The organism is Halobacillus sp. B23F22_1, from assembly GCF_043497005.1.
Lineage (GTDB): Bacteria > Bacillota > Bacilli > Bacillales > Halobacillaceae > Halobacillus_A.
Map to the genome: position 1 here is coordinate 646,093 of NZ_JBIEKE010000003.1, position 18,511 is coordinate 664,603.

At 41.1% G+C, this 18,511-nt stretch carries 15 protein-coding genes; 7 read left to right on the forward strand and 8 right to left on the reverse strand.

Going from position 1 to position 18,511, the window contains the following annotated elements; translation table 11 throughout:
* Nucleotides 1-415 precede the first annotated feature (415 nt).
* The 6 genes from ACGTNH_RS18095 (at nt 416) to ACGTNH_RS18120 (ending at nt 7,721) form a co-directional block, all read left to right on the forward strand.
* On the forward strand, nt 416-1,930 hold the full coding sequence (locus ACGTNH_RS18095; RefSeq protein ID WP_394588330.1) for a BCCT family transporter: 1,515 nt from the start codon (nt 416-418) through the stop codon (nt 1,928-1,930).
* Between the two features lie 238 nt (nt 1,931-2,168).
* On the forward strand, nt 2,169-3,329 hold the full coding sequence (locus ACGTNH_RS18100) for a sensor histidine kinase (protein WP_394588331.1): 1,161 nt from the start codon (nt 2,169-2,171) through the stop codon (nt 3,327-3,329).
* Nucleotides 3,307-3,942, forward strand: coding sequence for a response regulator (locus ACGTNH_RS18105; protein WP_394588332.1), 636 nt, complete (start codon nt 3,307-3,309; stop codon nt 3,940-3,942). Before ACGTNH_RS18100 ends, ACGTNH_RS18105 begins: the two co-directional genes overlap by 23 nt.
* A gap of 451 nt (nt 3,943-4,393) precedes the next feature.
* Complete coding sequence (locus tag ACGTNH_RS18110; protein WP_394588333.1) at nt 4,394-5,326, forward strand: ABC transporter ATP-binding protein; 933 nt, start codon at nt 4,394-4,396, stop codon at nt 5,324-5,326.
* Between the two features lie 11 nt (nt 5,327-5,337).
* On the forward strand, nt 5,338-6,615 hold the full coding sequence (locus ACGTNH_RS18115; RefSeq protein ID WP_394588334.1) for an ABC transporter permease: 1,278 nt from the start codon (nt 5,338-5,340) through the stop codon (nt 6,613-6,615).
* The gene (locus ACGTNH_RS18120) at nt 6,612-7,721 is read left to right on the forward strand and encodes an ABC transporter permease (RefSeq protein WP_394588335.1); all 1,110 of its coding nucleotides are present in this window, start codon (nt 6,612-6,614) and stop codon (nt 7,719-7,721) included. The genes ACGTNH_RS18115 and ACGTNH_RS18120 overlap by 4 nt, the downstream gene beginning before the upstream one ends.
* Nucleotides 7,722-7,876: 155 nt before the next feature.
* Here ACGTNH_RS18120 and ACGTNH_RS18125 read toward each other — a convergent pair whose 3' ends face one another.
* The 3 genes from ACGTNH_RS18125 to ACGTNH_RS18135 all read right to left on the reverse strand — a co-directional run bounded on the left by ACGTNH_RS18125 (nt 7,877) and on the right by ACGTNH_RS18135 (nt 12,085).
* Entirely contained in the window at nt 7,877-9,481 is a 1,605-nt protein-coding gene (locus ACGTNH_RS18125; protein ID WP_394588336.1) for a C40 family peptidase, read from the reverse strand.
* A gap of 251 nt (nt 9,482-9,732) precedes the next feature.
* Nucleotides 9,733-11,352 (reverse strand): metal ABC transporter solute-binding protein, Zn/Mn family, encoded by a 1,620-nt coding sequence (locus ACGTNH_RS18130; RefSeq protein WP_394588337.1) that lies wholly within the window; start codon nt 11,350-11,352, stop codon nt 9,733-9,735.
* 211 nt (nt 11,353-11,563) lie between these two features.
* Complete coding sequence (locus tag ACGTNH_RS18135; RefSeq protein ID WP_394588338.1) at nt 11,564-12,085, reverse strand: YehS family protein; 522 nt, start codon at nt 12,083-12,085, stop codon at nt 11,564-11,566.
* Nucleotides 12,086-12,274: 189 nt separating this feature from the next.
* Here ACGTNH_RS18135 and ACGTNH_RS18140 point away from each other — a divergent pair, with 189 nt between their 5' ends.
* Nucleotides 12,275-12,472 carry a hypothetical protein gene (locus ACGTNH_RS18140; protein ID WP_394588340.1) on the forward strand — a complete coding sequence of 66 codons (198 nt, stop codon included), beginning with the start codon at nt 12,275-12,277 and terminating at the stop codon, nt 12,470-12,472.
* Between the two features lie 205 nt (nt 12,473-12,677).
* Here ACGTNH_RS18140 and ACGTNH_RS18145 read toward each other — a convergent pair whose 3' ends face one another.
* From ACGTNH_RS18145 to proB, 5 genes are all read right to left on the reverse strand, one after another.
* A complete protein-coding gene (locus ACGTNH_RS18145; protein ID WP_394588341.1) occupies nt 12,678-12,908 on the reverse strand; it encodes a DHHA1 domain-containing protein in 231 nt (76 codons plus the stop codon).
* 103 nt (nt 12,909-13,011) lie between these two features.
* The gene (locus ACGTNH_RS18150; RefSeq protein ID WP_394588342.1) at nt 13,012-13,857 is read right to left on the reverse strand and encodes an alanyl-tRNA editing protein; all 846 of its coding nucleotides are present in this window, start codon (nt 13,855-13,857) and stop codon (nt 13,012-13,014) included.
* A 93-nt stretch (nt 13,858-13,950) separates the two neighbouring features.
* Nucleotides 13,951-16,077 (reverse strand): type IA DNA topoisomerase, encoded by a 2,127-nt coding sequence (locus tag ACGTNH_RS18155; RefSeq protein ID WP_394588541.1) that lies wholly within the window; start codon nt 16,075-16,077, stop codon nt 13,951-13,953.
* Nucleotides 16,078-16,256: 179 nt separating this feature from the next.
* Nucleotides 16,257-16,886 (reverse strand): 2OG-Fe(II) oxygenase, encoded by a 630-nt coding sequence (locus ACGTNH_RS18160; protein WP_394588543.1) that lies wholly within the window; start codon nt 16,884-16,886, stop codon nt 16,257-16,259.
* Between the two features lie 206 nt (nt 16,887-17,092).
* The gene (gene proB, locus ACGTNH_RS18165; protein WP_394588343.1) at nt 17,093-18,199 is read right to left on the reverse strand and encodes a glutamate 5-kinase; all 1,107 of its coding nucleotides are present in this window, start codon (nt 18,197-18,199) and stop codon (nt 17,093-17,095) included.
* Nucleotides 18,200-18,511 lie beyond the last annotated feature (312 nt).

Consider the following 18,511-nt stretch of genomic DNA (forward strand, 5'->3'; position numbering starts at 1 on the left):
CATAAGAAAAACTTATCAGTCTTCTCTAAAGTCTCCAAACCCACTGAGAGCTAGTGAGTACCACTCAGTGACCTCAGTTCTTCTCAGTGAAGCTCAGTAACGCTCAGTGACCTTTTTTCATTTTTTAAATGATTTAATGGGCATTCCATCCGTTCTCAATTTAGAGAGCATCAAGGGTTCATGTTTTGCTCTATTTTCAAATTTTTTGAGAAGTCCTTATAAGAATTTTGTGCAAAGCCTTTGGGAATAGGACGTCAGCCGGACTTCAACATGTTTGATATGAGACAAACAAAGGGCTCCATCAGGAAAAAGCAATTTGCAAAGAACAAGAATGGTATGTAACATATAACAATGTTGTTAATCTCTTTACTAAAAACAAGGTTTTTCGACAAAATTTTCTAGAGGGGGAATATAGGTGAAAAATGTTTCATATGTTTTTTGGTATGGTCTTGCAGTATGCGGGGTTGTGGTTTTATGGGGAATTGTGACTCCTGAACACTTAAAATCAACTACCTCTAATGCAACCGCTTTCATTTCGGCCAGGTTTGGATGGTATTATTTGTTGATCATCATGCTTATGCTTGCTTTTTGCGTCTACTTAATTTTCTCTCGCTTTAACCATATTAAGCTGGGTAAAGAAGATGAGAAGCCAGAATTCAGTTTAGTTTCATGGTTTGCGATGCTGTTTAGCGCTGGTATGGGAATGGGACTCGTCTTTTGGACTACGGCTGAACCAATATCTCATGCTTTTATCAGCAGCCCGGTTTCAGAGGAAGGCAGTAGTCAAGCCATTAAAGAATCTCTGCAGTTTTCCTTTTTCCACTGGGGGATTCATGCGTGGGCAGTTTACGCCCTAGTAGCATTAGTCCTTGCCTACTTTAAATTCCATAAAGGTTACCCAGGATTAATCAGTGCCACACTCACTCCTATATTCGGAAGAAAACTGATGGAAGGAATGGCTGGGAAAATTATCGATACATTAGCTGTAGTTGCTACCGTTGTTGGGGTGGCTGCAACCCTTGGGTTTGGTTCCGCTCAAATTAATGAAGGACTTGCCTTTCTATTTCAAACCCCTACAAATTACGGCGTGCAATTAACCATCTTAATTGTCTCCACTCTTTTATTTATCTTCTCAGCATGGTCAGGCGTCAGCAAAGGAATTAAATATTTAAGTAACATAAATATGCTGCTCGGGTTCCTGCTGATGTTAATGCTCTTAATCGTCGGCCCTACGTTGTATATTCTAAATATGTTCACAGACTCCCTTGGCAGCTATATTACGAACTTTTTCAATATGAGTTTCCGAATTGCACCATTGGATGAGGATGGCCGTACGTGGATTGACGGCTGGACGATTTTCTACTGGGCATGGTGGATCTCCTGGTCGCCTTTTGTTGGTATTTTCATTGCAAGAATCTCACGCGGCCGCACGATCAAAGAGTTTATGCTTGGCGTTTTATTTGTTCCATCCATTGTATGTTTTATCTTTTTTGCGGTATTTGGAGTATCAGCTCTCGACCTTGAACAGCAAGGGATTGCAGCCATCTCCGAGTACTCTATGGAAACAGCGACCTTTGCCATGCTGGAACAATATCCACTTGGTGTTGTGATGTCCTTTGTCACGCTATTTGTTATCGCTATATTCTTTATTACATCCGCGGATTCAGCTACTTTCGTATTAGGTATGTTATCAACAGAAGGTTCCCTAAATCCTTCGGGCGCGGTTAAGATTATATGGGGCGTAGGATTGTCCGCTATGGCAGCTATTATCGTATATTTTGGAGGCACTCAAGGATTGCAGAACGTATTAATTATTGCAGCCTTCCCATTCTCGGTCATCGTTCTTCTGATGGGGTACTCATTTTATAAATCTGCAAATGAAGAAGTCATGAGTAAAAGGCAAAAAAAGAAAATGAAACAAGTTAGTTAAAGGTTTTGCAATTGAATAAGAAGACTTAATTGAAACAGCTGCCTTTTCGTCATTGAACGAAACGGCGGCTGTTTTTGTTACTTATGGCTAAATACAGCTGATTCTTACTTTTACTCAATAATTCCAGTGGGATGGAATGTGATAATATACGAATTATAGATAATAAAGCTGTTACTTAATCAGGAGATAGATTAATGGTGACACTGAGGATCCTATATATGGAAATAAGGTGATATGATTGAAATCATTTTTAATATGGTTAACATTACACATAGTGGTTTGGGGGACTCTAACCTACCCTTTATTTAAAGATATTGATCAGCATTTATGGCGGTTAGCCGGAGTTGCGGTTTATTTTTCCTTCTTTTTTCTAACCCCACTTTTCAACAAAAGACCGATTAATTTAACCTTTATATTTAGTTTGAATGCTGTCCTGGTCACATTCATTTTTTTCCCGAATGACACATATCCCTTTAATCTACAAGTATTATTCATCTACATGCTTCTTATAGCCGAAGCAGCTGAGCGGTTACCAGGCAGACATTTGATTGTCCCTTCCCTCCTCAGTCTACTGTCTGTGATTACTTTATTGGCAGTCGAAAAAGTTTCGATTATGTCCGTATTATTTACAGGATTGTTTGTTGTGTTGGTCGTATCAGGAATCATTTATTATAAAATAAAAACCAATCAACATCAGAAGCTGTCCTCTCAGTATGAGCAGCTGCACAGTGAAAATCGCATGCTCAAAAGACGGGTAGCACAGGACGAAGCAAGTGCCAGACAGGAAGAAAGGCAGATGATCGGTAAAGAAATTCATGATTCCGTAGGACATAAATTAACTTCTCTCATCATGCAGTTAGAGGCTTACAGAATCCAATCCGAAAGAAAAAATCACCCTCAAGTGGATCGATTAAAAAAAATAGCTGACGAAAGCCTGGAAGAAACTCGCCGCGCGGTAAAAACATTTAAACAGGAAGAGATCGGCGGCTTACACGGGGTTATGCGGCTGATCCGCAAGCTGGAGATTGAAAGCTTCATCCGTATACATTTCTCTGTTCATCATGGAGCTTTTGCAGCGCCGCTGACTGGTGAACAATCCTTTGCCATATATCGTGCTGTCCAGGAGGGACTAACCAATATTATGAAACACAGCCATGCAAGAGAAGCACAAATAACATTTGATGCTCCCGGAAAGAGTATTTTCAGATTTGAAATTATCAATCCCGTGGAACAAGCTCCAGCCTTCAAAGAAGATTACGGGCTCATGTCTATGCGCGAACGATTGGAGAAGCTGGGGGGAGGTTTAGAAGTGCAGAGTAATGATAAACATTTTATTTTACGAGGCTGGGTGAAATTAAAAGGAGGGAGGGATCTTAATGATTCGGGTACTCTTAGCTGAAGACCAAATTATGGTCCGACAAGGGTTAAAAGTGATGATTGAATCTGATCCAGAAATAAAAATAACCGGCGAAGCAGACGAAGGAAAATCTGCAATAAACCTTTGCGAACAACAGGCATTTGATCTTGCCATTCTAGATATTCGCATGCCTGTTATGGATGGAATTGAAACAGCAAAAATTATGCGGGAACGGTGGCCAGCTTTAAAAATATTGATGCTGACCACCTTTGACGACGACCAATACGTCATGGATTCCCTCAAAATCGGTGTTAACGGCTATTTGTTGAAGAACGGGGATACAGAATCTCTCATTCGCTCAATTAAGAGTACATTATCAGGCGGGTTATCCATAGAAGATCAGGTCGCAGCTAAAGTTATGCCGGCATTGTTAAAACAACATTCCTCTCCTAAGGAACCAGATGAAAGCTTAACACCGCGGGAAAGAGCCATTTTGAAATATATAGGCGAAGGGCTGAACAATCAAGAAATCTCTACTCGTCTCGGCCTCTCTGTCGGAACGATTAAAAATAATACGAGTCACATTCTTGATAAGCTTGAGTTACGAGACCGCACGCAGTTAGCCATCTATGCGATACGCCACCACCTTGTGTAACTAAAAAAATGACGGAAGTCACGGTTTTAAGAAAGGAAATGACTAGAGTCAGTAGCGGCTCTAGTTTTTTTCATTTACATTATAAATGACTACCGTGATTAATATCAGTCCCCGTTTATTAAATAATGAATAGACACGGTTCCTTATTTATACGAGACGAATGGGGGATGGGAAACCACTCGCTTTCCGCGGGGAAGACGGCAAGCCTCCTCGGGCTTTGAAAGCCCTCCGGGGTCTTGCCAGTCTATCCTTTCCCGCAGGAGTCTCGAGGTTTCCCTCCCCCATTACACTAATTAATTTTACGGTACCACACCTAAAAATCCCGCTTCCCTCTTGCACAACCATTACAAAATTGAGTTTCTATGTAACAGTCAATTTATTTTAATAAGACTTTCATGCAAAATTAGCGGTTAACACAGCTTTAAAAATAAAAAAGCCAGGAGGTTCGGCCATGATTGAGACTATACAGTTAAGTAAAGCTTTCAAAGGTAAAACGGTGGTGGAAGATGTAGACCTGTATTTAGATAAAGGAGAATCTGTAGGTTTACTCGGTCCAAACGGAGCAGGTAAATCAACAACAATATCGATGATTTCATCCTTATTGAAGCCTACATCCGGTGACGTTAAATTAGATGGAAAAAGCGTGATCAGCGATCCGGGCAATTTGAGGAAAGTGCTCGGTGTTGTTCCGCAAGAAATTGCTTTATATCAAGAACTTACGGCACATGAAAATTTAAAATTTTTCGGCCGCATTTACCGTGTTCCAAAAGATCAATTGGAATCACGCATCCAAGAAACCCTGGAACTTGTAGGGCTTAAAGACCGCCAGAAAGATCTGATTAAAACGTTCTCTGGCGGGATGAAACGCCGGATTAACATTGCCTCAGCCATGCTGCATCACCCGAAAATTCTAATTCTCGATGAACCAACGGTAGGGATTGATCCGCAGTCCCGTAATTACATTTTGGAAATGATTCGTCAATTAAATGAGAAAAGACAAACAACCGTTCTATACACCAGTCATTATATGGAAGAAGTTGAACAACTTTGTAACCGAGTCTACATTATGGATCACGGAAAAGTGATTGCTTCTGGAAGTCACTCAGAGCTATTAAGCATTCTTTCCAATGAAGACACAATGAAAGTGCAGCTAAATCAGATGAACGAGGATTTTATAAATGCAATAGAAGACTTAGATGTCGTCAGGCAAGTTGAAGAAACAGGAGATGGCATTAAAATCATAGCCAAAAAGTCAGCGAATATCATTAGTTCTCTCGTTAAAATCGCCGACCAGCAAAACATTCAGATCCTCAATTTCCAGATGGAGAATCCAAGTCTTGAGGATGTTTTTCTTCATTTAACCGGCCGGACTTTGAGAGATTAGGAGGTGCCTGAATGCTGACATTTTTAATCAAAGATTTACTATTATTTTGGCGTGACCGCAAAGAAGTAGTAACCGTTATCCTCTTACCGCTCTTATTAGTTGTGGTTCTCAGTGTCTCAATGTCCGGGCTGTTTGATGAAGATCAAAGCGAGAATTTCGATCTGTCATTAGGATTGGTGATTGAAGATAATCAAGATGAAGCGATGGAAGAATTTGAAGAGTCGGTTACTGAATCAGAACAGATCCAAGATGAAATGAAACCGGAATTGATAGGAAGCACTCAAGAAGCACCACCTGTAGAATTGATAACGGAATATCTAACGAGTCCCGAATTAGAGCATTGGCTTACTGTTCAAACCATGTCAAGAAGTGAAGCTGAGCAGGGTATTGAAAGTGGTAATCTTGATGCCGGACTCATCATTCCGGAAAATTACACAGCACAATTTCTTAAGTCCATTCATTTTGATGAAGAAAATAAAACCGAATTAAGTTTTATTGCCGAGAAGACGGATTTTGAAGTAGATATGGTTTATGATGTCATTCAAGGTTTCCTGGAGCAGATGAACCTGCAGTATGCCCTTTCTACGTCAGACAGTGAAATAAATGCTTCTGAAATTCAGCGTCCTGAAGGCGCAACAGAAATGATGGCAGACGATTCCTCCTTCACCATTTCAATTGACCAATATTTCACGATATCTATGGGGGCATTGTTTGTTTTATTTATGGCTAGTACAGTGGCAGCCCGTACCGGAATTGAAAAACGAGAGCATACCTTTAATCGAATTGCACTAACGAATACGCCTGCTTTTCACTTCTTATTTGGTAAAACAGTTGCAACCTTTATCCTTTCCTGGATGCAGATCGTATTGATATTTATAGGCTCCCATGCAATATTGGGTGTTTTTTCTGGAAGATCGTTAACCTTTTGGATGGGATTAATCTTCATGGCGTCGATCTATTCCTTTGCGATTGCAGGGTTATCCTCTATTTTGACATCGATTTCCTTAAGGTTAAAAAATCCAGATACAGCGAACGGTATTTTCATGGCTATTATTATGTTTTGCGGCACCATCGGAGGAAACTTCATTCCCATCTATATATTGCCGAACTGGCTTCAGGAAATCGGTGAATGGACGCCGAATGGTTTGACGCTGGCTGTGTTAATGGAATGGTTCCAATTCGAGGACCTATCCGTTCTTTGGATGCCGGCTCTTTCTTTACTCAGCCTCACCCTGATTGCTTTTATAGTAAGTGTATTGTTGTACCCTAAAAGGGGGGAAATTTCATGATATCAGTATTTTTGGCGCAATTGGCGAAAGAACGCCGCAACCCGCTTTTGATTATTATTTTTATTGCAGCTAGTGTTGGAGTAACACTCATTTTTACAGGGGGGACTCAATCGCCTGAAAGCATCTCTATTTTTAGTGAAGAAGATCATGCACAGGCGATTGAAGAAAAGTGGGAACGTCTCTTAAATGAAGGAGATGAAAACAACCTTCATTTCGTTACCACTACGCCGGAAGAAGCAAAAGAGGACGTACAACAAGGGCGTTCAGATCTAGCTGTCAGGCTGTTTGAAAATGATTACCAACTGATTAAATCATCCAATATACCGACCGTTCCCTACGTTGATCAACACGTAAGAAAAGTATTTGAAAAGGAAGCATTTATCAGCGCAGCAGTTGAACAGTCGGAAAACCCCGAGGATTTAAGAGCAGAAATTACTACAAAGCTGGACGTTCCACCAATGGAAATGGATGCTGCCTCCCTTGCTGGTGATGAACTTTCTAATTATGATATGGGCACCCAGTTAATGTTTGCTTTTACTCTGTTAGTTGCCATGTTTCTAATAGGCTTTCGAGTTAACAATATAATGAAGGATAAAGTGTATGGTTTATGGGATCGGATGATTTTATCACCTGTTTCAAAAACAGGCATGTATACCGCGTACATTACTTACGCTTGCTTTATCGGTTTTGTTCAAACGATGTCAGCCATCCTTATTTTCAAATATGTATTAAACTATGACGTCGGTGAACGACTGGGTCTTTTAATTATTATTATTGCGTTCTTCACCTTCAGCATGGTGAGTATCGCAACATTATTTACAGGGTTAGTTAAAAATCCAGAGCAGTTTTACGCTATTTACCCATCAGTTATTCCAATTATCCCATTAATCAGCGGGGCTTATATGATGCCGGGAACGCTCAGCAACCCTGTGCTGACGTTTATCGGAGACCTATTTCCTGTTTCCCATGCTATGGATGCCATCATTAACGTTGTTATATATGATGCCAACTGGCAGGAAATTATACAGCCTCTAGTATTAATGACTCTTATTGGAGTAGTGGCTATGGGAATAGGTGTTAACCTTGTCGAACGCCGGACGAACTGACCTTACCTGTCGCGTATCCAATAACTGAATATAACTATTTTAAACCCACCGCCCCTTGAAAAATTTTCAATTGAGGTGGTGGGTTATTCTCTCCTGTCTTATATAAATCATCATAAGAAAATCTTCTACAAGTGAAGATGTGCCTTCACAGTGTTCTAATCACTTTCCGTATCATATGTTCTTGCACCGATGTAACGGGATGGCCAATAATCACTAATGGTTAAATCTATAACTGAAATACCAGAAGATTTAGTCGCGACTATCATTTGATTGTTTCCAACATAGATGGCCGGAATAATACTAGAGCCTTGAAAAAAGAAAATGTCACCCGGCTCCGCCTCCTCTCTGGATACTTTAGTTCCCTCTTTCCATTGCTGACTTCCATACCTCGGTAATTTGTGCTGCAGAGCTACGTCATACACATATTGAACGAACCCGCCCGTGTCGAACCCTTCTTCAGGCGATACGCCTCCTTGATTATACTTTGTCCCTACCAGCTGGCGTGCTTCATAAACTGCTTCATTTTCATATTGAATGGCAATATCATCGAAGTTTTTAGCACCGGTATAGTGATCACGCCAATACTCGCTCATATAAGAAATGGTCGTCTCCCCTTCCTCGCCGGTAGCATGTACAATGTAATCATTACCAAGATAAATCGCTGAGTGTGAAATCCCTTCCTGCCATGTTCCTGAGAAAAACAAGACATCTCCAGGAGTAAACTGATTGTTGCCAAGCTCATATTCATCAATATTCAAATCTTCGCCTACTTTCCACTGTTTATAAGTAATACGGGGCAAATAGATATCCATAGCATCCCGAAATACCATTTGTACGAGAAAAGAACAATCAAAAGCTTCCAACGTGCTGCCTGTTAATAAATATGGAGTACCTAAATAATTCATCGCTTCTTTTACGGCCGGGTCTTCATGGTCCGAATACGTGTCGGGATTTGATTTTTCCAGGATTTCTTCAGTAAAACGAGAAGCACCTATATAACGATCGGCATAATAGCTGTGATATCTCAAATCCCTTTCCTGGACACCAGATGAAGTGGCGATGATAAACTGGTCATCCCCTGAATATATACCTGAAATAGGTTCCTGCTCGTCATTTTCAAAAAAGACAAGATCCCCTGTCTCCAGTTCGTCTTTTTCAACGTCCATGCCGGCTTCAAGTAGTGAAGATGGACGTTTCGAAAGCCAGCTTCCGGTTGCTTCTTTAAAGACATAGTAAACGAAACCGCCTGTATTAAACCCTTCGGCGGGGCTGGACCCATTTCGTTTGTAAGGAGTCCCAAGTAAGTCTTTTGCCTGCGCTACAATCTCATTGTTTGAGGAAGGGGGAGAAAGATCCTCCGAATACCGTTTGGCCCCTTGATAGGCGTCCGACCAATATTCACTGGTCTCCAAATTTCTTTCGGAGACCCCCTCGCTCGTAACGATCACAAAGCGTCCGTCGTTTATGTAAATCCCGGACATTAAATATGTCCCTTGAAAAAATACGACGTCTCCAGCCTGAAGGTTATCAACGTTTTCTCCCTCAACCCATTGGTCAGCAGCACTCCGCGGGAGAGAAATTGACTTTGATTCTTGATACACATGCTGGACCAGCTCAGACGTAATATACCCTTGCTCATTTTCACCGACCAAATCCAGTGCAAATTCAGCGGCGGGATCAAGGTCCTCTGCTTTGGCGGTATTTGTGAAGAATAGAAAAAAAGAACTCAACAAAAATATAGAAAATAAAAATCGCTTCATACAAATCATGCCTCCATAGTTTTTAATGAATATTGAAAGTATTACCATCATAGAGAGGACGTAATCCCCTCCACTATTACTAGCATACAAGGTGAACGCCTTGAGGTTCTATGGGTCTTTTCAGTCAAAAGATAAACTACGACTGATTATATCTAAAACCCTGCTCCACGCTTTCTTCCTTTCTAACGTACAAAAAAGCAGAAGCACCATTGATCGGGCTCCTGCTTTTTTAAGGTTAACTTGAATTGTAACTAGTGTGCCATCATTTCATGAGCAATGTCATGACCATCCATATCTGACGGATAGTATGTCGGCCAGTGAGTCACTTCATCTAATAATTCTTCTCGATCATCACCCCAATAAAGGTGGTAGTGATCGGCTTTCGTTGGGTAGATACTATGATCACTAAACTGAATATATTCCGGAAGTCCTTCCGCTTCTTCCTTTAGTTTGAAAATGTATCTTACTCCTCGATTACCTGCATCGTACGTCAGAATTTCATAACCATCAGAGACATATTCCCCAGACCGCTCTTCTCCGTTTTCATAGAAAGTGACCGTTTCTCCATCTATGACAATACGGTCAACATCTGTCACATACCCTGCTTCATAATACTCCTTGTATTCTTCAGCTGTCTTGTCTCCTTCATTCTCAGCTTTATGTTCATACACCTCATCCAAAGTTCCATCTTCGTGATATGGATATACGGACTGCCAGTCTCCTTCCCAGTCAGATAGTTCTCGTTCCTCCACTTGACTGTCTTCAAAATACCCCTCATAAATCTTTTCTGTTTCTTCATCATGAGCATGATTGTGATCATGATCATCGCTGGACTCTCCTGAAGAGGAGGGCTCAGATAATGCTGTAGATAAGACTTCTAAGTTTCTCTCCATGAGTGTAAAGTAATCTTCATTATTTTCAATATCTTCTTCTGTTAAAACTGATAAATTGTGGATGCGCAAAGTTTCAGCATCAATTTCCTTTCGAACAACGTCTGCTACTCTAGGTGTAATGTTCTGTTCAAAAAGCACATAATTTAACCCATGGGCTTCAGCGGTTTCTACAATATTCTGAACTTCTTTTTGAGAAGGTTCATTTTCAGGGCTTAATCCAGAAACAGCGATCTGCTCAATCCCATAGTTTTTCTCCCAGTATCCGTAGGCCTCATGAGAAACAATAATCTCATTTCCAGGTAAGCTTTCAATCTGTGTATGGAAATCTTCGTCTAAGTTCTGAAGATTTTCTTTCAGCTTTTCAAAGTTTTCATTAAATGACTCCTCCTGCTCAGGATTTAATTCAACCAGGGTATCTTTTATATTTTCTGCCATTTCAATAGAACGAACTGGATCAAGCCAGACATGCGGGTCCTCATCCCCGTGGTTATGTCCTTCTTGTTCCTCCTCATGAATATCTTCATCGTGGGCATGGTCATCTTCGTGACTCTCCCCTTCTTCATGGTCATGTTCGTCTTCATGATTATGAGCATGTGCTTCCAGGTCAATTCCTTGTGATGCCTCAAGAATTTGAACATCTTCTGACTCAATAGATTCAGAGATATTATCTGCATAAGGTTCTAAACCTGCACCATTGTAAATAAAAGCATCCGCTTCAGCGAATTCGATCATTTCCTTTGTAGTTGGTTCGTAAGTATGCGGGTCTGTTCCCGGCGGCAGAATAGACTCTACCGAAGCTGCATCTCCGGCAATTTGTTCAGTAAAGAACTGGAGGGGGTAAACCGTTGTGAATACCTTTAACTCTTCCTCCTGGGATTCTTCTTCGCTTCCACTTCCACCTGTCTCTTCCCCACTGCAGGCAGACAGTGAAATGATGACGATAAATAAACTAAGTATACCTGTTAGATTCTTAAACAATTGATCTCCTCCTTTTAATCTACGAATAATATATCGTAATGATTACTCTTTGTAAATAGTAATTATTACGATTAATTAAAGAAAGAATAGATTTACACCCTTTCAAACTATGGTTTTCATAACCCTATGTTCTCTTTTTCAGAGATAAAAAAAGACAAGCGGAGCATTCGAAATGCACTGCTTGTCTTACTTATAATTGACCTGATTTCATTCAGCCTCTATATTTAATGGCTAACCCTTTCAAGAAATTACGCGCGTATTGATCGCCGAATACTTTATAATTCTTGTGACCTTCTTTTCTTAATAACGCGCTTACTTCTCCTTTTGTTATCGTGACTCCTGCTTCATCTAAAATCTCAATAATATCTTCACTCGTTAACTTCAGCGCGATTTTTACCTTTTTCAGCATGACGTTATTGACACTTGAAGCATTTTTTATCGACCGATCAGGCTTATTTGCCTGGCCGGGCTTCGGTTCCTGCGGCCCTCTTTTGAAAGTGATGAATCCATTTAAAAAAGACTCGAACATACTATTTGTACACCTGATATGCTCATCATTTTCAGATGGCTCATCTTCATAGTCATCTTCATAATTGTCATCTGATTTTGTAAGTACTTTTAACACTTCTTCCTTTGTTAATTCAACGCCGCCAAGTTTAAATATTTCAACCATATCTTGATCTTTTATGTCCAGGGCATATCTTAATCTAATTAATAGATCGTTATTATCCATTGATAAACCTCCTATTCCCAAAAAACTTTAAGGCCTTAATCATAACACGAAGTTAGTCTAACCTAATATAAAAAGTTCTAAGCAAAACGTTAAATGAATCGTCAAGAATGAGTTTCAGTTCAAGGCCCTCAGGGTACAAATTTTCTGACGGAAATCTACAGCGTTAAAAGAAACATAAGGAGGATAAATATGATTGTTTCAGGAAAAATCCATTACAAGCATCACCAGATAGACTTTGACGTGCGAATGAACCATGAGGATATAAAAGAAGGTGAAATTGCCTCAGAAGAAGCAAAGCATGAGCTCATTCATGCCATCAATCGTAAATTCCGGGTTAAATACCCTCTTTCCAGTACAGTTGACCCCGTCTATGTAAGGAAGTTTTAAGAAACGTTACCTAATAAGAATTGCCTGGACTTGCTGAGTTAGACTGAGACTACTGAATCTAAAAGAACTGTTAAATTTGTGGATGCTTGCCGCCTGCCCGGCCTCAGCTTACTTGGTAAAGAAGCTCAAAGTGCTTCTCTAAAGAAATTCCACCTTCAGTTTATCAGTTGTCTCGTTAAACTGCGCCGGTAACCAGGCACTGCATTTATAAAAAGTTTTTGACTTCCTCAGCAAAAGCTTCCCCATCTATGGTCTTTTTCCCGCCCCCCTGGACGAAATCCGGTTTGCCCCCGCCTTTTCCTTCAATAAGAGGAAGGATTTGTTTGACGATCTCATTCATGTTTTGATCAATACTATCTCCGTGTGCCAGCACGAACTGAAGCTGATATTGCTGTTCACTGATTAGAATAAGGTAAGCATTAGGAGCTTCTTTCACAATCATTTTTCCTATCATCAGGGTGAGCAAGGAGAAAGACAAGCAAATCGCTGAGCTTGAAGAACAACTGCTGCAGCATGAGGCGCGTGAAATTATTTCAGCTTCAAAGGGAGATAAGGTGATTCACCGTTTGTTCAAAGACCGGCCGATCAAGACACTTCAGTCTTCCGACTTCCTCTACAAGCTGATGCTCAGGTTTCGGTACGATCCGCTTCATTTCGGTTACGACCTGATGCTTCTGTCCGAGCTTATCCAGCACCCGCTGGCCGCAGACAAACTCCAGACGCACTTGTTTCTTGTTTTTTGTCCATCCGAGGATCTTAACAGCCATCACTTCCCCCGTAAAGTTCGGGTGTGTTCCACCGCAACCGTTGTAATCAATGCCGGAAATAATTACAAGCCGTACTTCCCCATCAACGGCGACCGACTTGCGAAGTGGATATTCCTCAGCCTCTTTAACCGACATCCATTTCGATTGAACAGGAACGTTATCACAGATGACCTCGTTCACCTGTCCCTCTGCGTTTTGTAAGAGATCATTTGATAAATGTTCTGTATCAAGGTCAATCGTGGACGTGTCTTTTCCTAAATGGAAACTCGTCGTCGGAATATCAAACTGGTCATGGAAAATCGCTGAAATCATGTGCTGACCGCAGTGTTGCTGCATATGATCGGTCCGCCGCTCTTGATCGATTATCCCAAGCACCGTTCCTGTCCCGGACGGGAGTTTTTCTTTTGTGTAATGCCGTATCTCATCTTCTACCTCTTCGACATCAATGACTTCTATTTCATTCAGCGTTCCTTTATCGCACGGCTGTCCACCGCCTGTTGGATAAAATGCGGTTTCTTCGAGCACAACATAAAACCCATGGTCATCTTGGTCAATTTTTGTTACCTTTGATTCAAATTCCATTTGGTATGGATCTATGTAGTACAGCTTTTTTGTCATTGTTCGTTCCTCCTATGTTTTCTTAGGGGTATCGTAACATGTTTTTCAATACTAATGCCGGATCCCCGCTGCAACGGGATCCGGCATCACAATTCAAGCTTTCTTTTTAAAATCAAACAAAATTTTATAGTTTTCATCCAGAGTTAATGCGGTACTAAACGTTTTCTTTCCTTTAAATCCTTTGAGCACCCTCGTCCGCTTCTTCTCGCATAACGTTTTTATCATATGATTCGTTAACGTTTTTCCTGCTAACCTCTTAGGAAACGTCACTTTACATCCTTCTTTGTAGTTAGAGCAGGCATAAAATTTATACCGATCCATGATCGAGCCGGAAGCACAGGCAGGACATTTCGCAATCGGCTCATTCCATTTCTTTTTCTCTCCTGCCTCTCGAACGTTCACCTGCTGAATCGAGTCGGGGGTTTCTTGAATTAATTTTTCAATAAATTGACCGGTCTGCTTGAGAAATACTTGTTTTGAGCCTTCCCCGCTTCCAATTTTCTTCAAGTAGGACTCCCACTTTGCTGTAAGAGAAGGACTGGATAACAGCGTTCCTTCAATCGCTTCACAAAGCATAATTCCTTTATCTGTCACATAGACGTTGTTCTTTTTCACTTCAATATATTTCTGGGCCTTAATCGTCTCAATAATACTGGAGCGGGTCGCTTCCGTTCCCAGGCCTTCCACTTCCTTAAGGATCTCCACGTCTTCTTCATCCTCAACGAGCTTTCCGCATGTTTTCATCATATTGATGAGCTGCCCTTCGGTATAAGGTTTCGGCGGCTGCGTCATGCTTTCTTTAATATGGAGACGCGCACGTACCTCTTCCCCTTTCTGGGCATTTGGAAGTAAAGCTTCCTTCTCCTGTTTGGATGACGAACGCTTAGGAAACAGCTCCTTCCATCCCTGCTTTACTTCTCTTCTCCCCGTCGATTTAAAAGGCAGTTCGTGAACATGAGTGAAAATCACTGTCTCTTCATATACGTAGTCCGAGTGGAACATAGCAAGCGTTGTTGCCAGTACTTCGTTATAAATATTGCGTTCCTCACGGCTTAGTCCATTCAGCTTCTTCTCTGTAGGTACGGACTTCGTCGGAATAATCGCATAGTGTTCCTGGACTTTACTTGAGTTGACAAACCGTTTATTTGGTCTTAAGGACACAGGTGTAAAAGAGACATTTAACGCTTTCTGATAGGCATTCACATTGTTCACTACATAGCTGAATTCACTTTCCGTTATAAAATTACAGTCTGTCCGCGGATAGGAAACCAGCCGTTTCTCATAAAGCTTCTGCATCGTCTTTAAGACCTGGGACGGCGTATACTTCCACCGTCGGTTCGCAACGCTTTGAAGAGTAGACAGAGAATGGAGCTTTGGCGACTTTTGATGTTTCGTCTTTTTATCAATTTTCTGGATGATTCCCGTTAAGTCTTCCTTTTCCCTAAGCCCGTACTTATCCATAAGCTCCTGCACCTTGGCCTTATCCTTTTCCTTAATGTCAGCCAGGCCTTTATAGGCACCTGCTTCGGCTTGAAAAAGTCCCTCAATCTGATAAAAAGGCTCGGAGACAAAATTTTCGATTTCCTTGTGCCGTTGATAGATTAAATACACGGTTGGAGACTGGACGCGTCCAATCGAAAGATAACTTGCAAAACCTTTTTTCTGCAAGAGCAAGGTAAACAGGCGGCTCGCATTAATCCCCACCATCCAATCGCTGATTTGGCGGGCTTTTGCTTCATCAAATAAACGCAAGTCCTTCTCGTTGGATTGTAAGTTCTTAAATCCTTTACGAACTTCATCCTTCTCAAGAGAATTGATCCACAAACGCTGAATCGGCTTTCCCTTTACCCCGGTTAAACGGAGAATGCTGTAAAAGATATTCGAACCTTCCCGGTCAACATCGGCTGCATTCACGAGCACGTCTGCCTGCTGGAACAGCTTCTTAACCACTTGAAACTGCTCCCATTTCCCTTTCGATACTTTTTCTAAAAAACGATCAGGGACAATCGGCAGCTGCTCAATCTTCCACTTCTTCCACTCTGGTTTATAATCATGAGGTTCTTTTAATTCAACCAGATGACCGACTCCCCACGTGATCGTGGCACCATTCGGGAATGTCTCATCCGGCTTTAATTGTATATGGGTTTTGGTTTTTTCCTGTATCGTAAAAGCCTCTGCATAAGCTTTTGCCTGAGAGGGTTTTTCGGCTAAGATGACCATTCGTGTCACGGTCTCTCCACTCCCTTCAATGAACTTCAAGATTACTATGGGAAGAAAAGGAAAGCAAGAGATGTGAGGGGAATCTATTAAAGAATTAAAAATAAAAAAAGAGATCATCCAAACAAGTGGAATTGATCTCTTTTACTATTACGTGATGCTAGTTAGTTAGGAACTCTAGCTTAGCGATACTGTTTTCTCCGCACCCACATCGTAGCCGCCCATTTCTCACCAGTCGTAACGGGAGATCCACCGTGGAATGTTCGTTCATTCAATACAGGATCTGAATAAAAATATTCAAAATAGACGCCCATCCCTCTATGAGGAGAGACCGATAGATTCATATGAGGAAAGTAGGTTTCTCCTCCCTCTTCTACATCGTTTAAGTAAAGAACAAGCGTGCTGATCCTTGGGTTGTTCACTGCTCTGACTTTTGATTTGAAATAATCGTAATGGGCTTTATATTCCTGGCCTGGTTTATAATTCAGAATATGAAGTCCTTCTCCATGTTCAACGGGTACGTTCATAATCTGAGCGATTCGATTTTCGATTCTGTTCGTGACATTATCTTCCGCCAAGAACGTGCTGCTGCTCGTCCGAATATCGCTCACCTCGTGGGTTGCGCCGATTTTCGATCGGCTCACACGATCTTTCGAAAGACGGATGAGCTCCTCGCACTCTGCCTCACTTACCACGTTTCCAAGGATAGCGATTTTTGGATCTTCCATTTTTGCAATAATCGCTATCTCACGGTCTTCGGTCATAATCTTGTTTCCCGTGTGGTCAAAAATTGAAGCTTCTTTTACTTGCATTGTCACTTTTTCATCAACCTTTTCTGATTTAATAAAACGCTTATAAACAGACAAAGATACCATGAACAAACTACAGAATACAAATTTATACTACCACATTTTTACTATAATTTCTTTATTTTTCACAAAAATCAAAAATATTCTATTCAAAAAAATAACTACTCCCTTTCATGAATAGTCATTTTATCTCTTATTAAATACACATTCTAGCTCGAACTTACCCAATAATCCCGATGAATTACCACCTTTTGATTACTATTGGCTTTGATCATAGCCTCCGCGCTTGATAATCCCTTAATTTCTAACAATTGATGAGAAGAAAAATTCACGCTGCCCTTCCCTATTAGCTGCCCTTTTAAGTTCACAACTTCAACGACATCATTCACTCTAAAGTTACCGATAATATTTGTTACACCAGCAGGTAAGAGACTTTTCCCATTTCTTACGATAGCCGCTTCAGCGCCATGATCCACCTCAATCTTTCCACTAGGAATGGAATGCAGTGCCAGCCACTGTTTAGATTGATTCATGCTGGTCTGTGAACTGCCGCCGATATAAGTCCCATCCCCTTTTCCAACTAAAATCTCAACAAGCTTATCCTCACCGGTCCCTGAACCAATAAACACTTTCACCCCTAAACGTAATGCTGTACGGGCTGCTTCTATTTTTGATTTCATCCCGCCCGTACCCACTTTTGAACCAGCTCCAGAAGCACGATTTAATAAATCATCATCAATTTCATGAAGGTTGTTATACTTTTTTGCATTTGGATGAGTTCGTGGATTTTGATCATATATCCCATTGATATCCGTTAGGATCATTAATAAGTCTGCATGCACAAGACCGCTGACGAGCGCAGATAACATATCATTATCGCCAAAGGTTAACTCATCAACTGACACGGAATCATTTTCATTAATAATTGGTGTGACATCACGCTTTAAAAGTTCAGATAAGGTGGCATGAGCATTTTGATATTGTGCTTTGTACAAGAAATTTTGTCTCGTTAATAATAACTGTGCTGCCACCACGCCATGTCTTTTAAACTCTTCTGTATACCCTCTTAATAATTGGCCCTGCCCTACGGCTGCGGCTGCCTGTTTCCTGGCAATCGTGACAGGACGTGAGGAATAGCCAATGTCAGTAAAACCCGCTGCCACGGCACCGGATGATATTAATATAACTTCATGCCCCAGTTTCTTTAAACGTGCAAGCGCATCGACATGCTCACGCAGCTTTTCAGTACTTAGTCCGCCCTTTGCATTAGTTAAAGAGCTGCTGCCTATTTTGACTACGATCCGTTTCTTGGTCATTTTTCATTCACCATCCAATTTTAGGTAAAAAATGCCCTTCCATCCTTATACAAAGGACGGAAGAGCATTATCTCCGCGGTACCACCTTCATTGATATTAGATTCCGCTAATATCCACTTTAGCCTATCTCTTTAACGCAGGAAAACCGGCCAGTAAGCAGCCTGACAGTTCAAGGGACAGGTTCAACAGCATTGCAGGTTGGAACATCTTTCAGCCGCTGGATGTTACTCTCTTTCACCTGAGGGCCTATCTAATAGTTCCCTATCATTACTTTCATTTTATAATTGATCGAAAATTTTTAATATTAATCAA

Bases quoted from the DNA above. Each gene is read 5' to 3' on its own strand.
- ACGTNH_RS18140 (WP_394588340.1), top strand. From the start codon at position 12,275: ATGATTGTTTCAGGAAAAATCCATTACAAGCATCACCAGATAGACTTT.
- ACGTNH_RS18150 (WP_394588342.1), bottom strand. From the start codon at position 13,857: ATGACAAAAAAGCTGTACTACATAGATCCATACCAAATGGAATTTGAA.
- ACGTNH_RS18105 (WP_394588332.1), top strand. From the start codon at position 3,307: ATGATTCGGGTACTCTTAGCTGAAGACCAAATTATGGTCCGACAAGGG.
- ACGTNH_RS18135 (WP_394588338.1), bottom strand. From the start codon at position 12,085: ATGGATAATAACGATCTATTAATTAGATTAAGATATGCCCTGGACATA.
- ACGTNH_RS18115 (WP_394588334.1), top strand. From the start codon at position 5,338: ATGCTGACATTTTTAATCAAAGATTTACTATTATTTTGGCGTGACCGC.
- ACGTNH_RS18120 (WP_394588335.1), top strand. From the start codon at position 6,612: ATGATATCAGTATTTTTGGCGCAATTGGCGAAAGAACGCCGCAACCCG.
- ACGTNH_RS18160 (WP_394588543.1), bottom strand. From the start codon at position 16,886: ATGCAAGTAAAAGAAGCTTCAATTTTTGACCACACGGGAAACAAGATT.
- proB (WP_394588343.1), bottom strand. From the start codon at position 18,199: ATGACCAAGAAACGGATCGTAGTCAAAATAGGCAGCAGCTCTTTAACT.
- ACGTNH_RS18155 (WP_394588541.1), bottom strand. From the start codon at position 16,077: ATGGTCATCTTAGCCGAAAAACCCTCTCAGGCAAAAGCTTATGCAGAG.
- ACGTNH_RS18110 (WP_394588333.1), top strand. From the start codon at position 4,394: ATGATTGAGACTATACAGTTAAGTAAAGCTTTCAAAGGTAAAACGGTG.
- ACGTNH_RS18125 (WP_394588336.1), bottom strand. From the start codon at position 9,481: ATGAAGCGATTTTTATTTTCTATATTTTTGTTGAGTTCTTTTTTTCTA.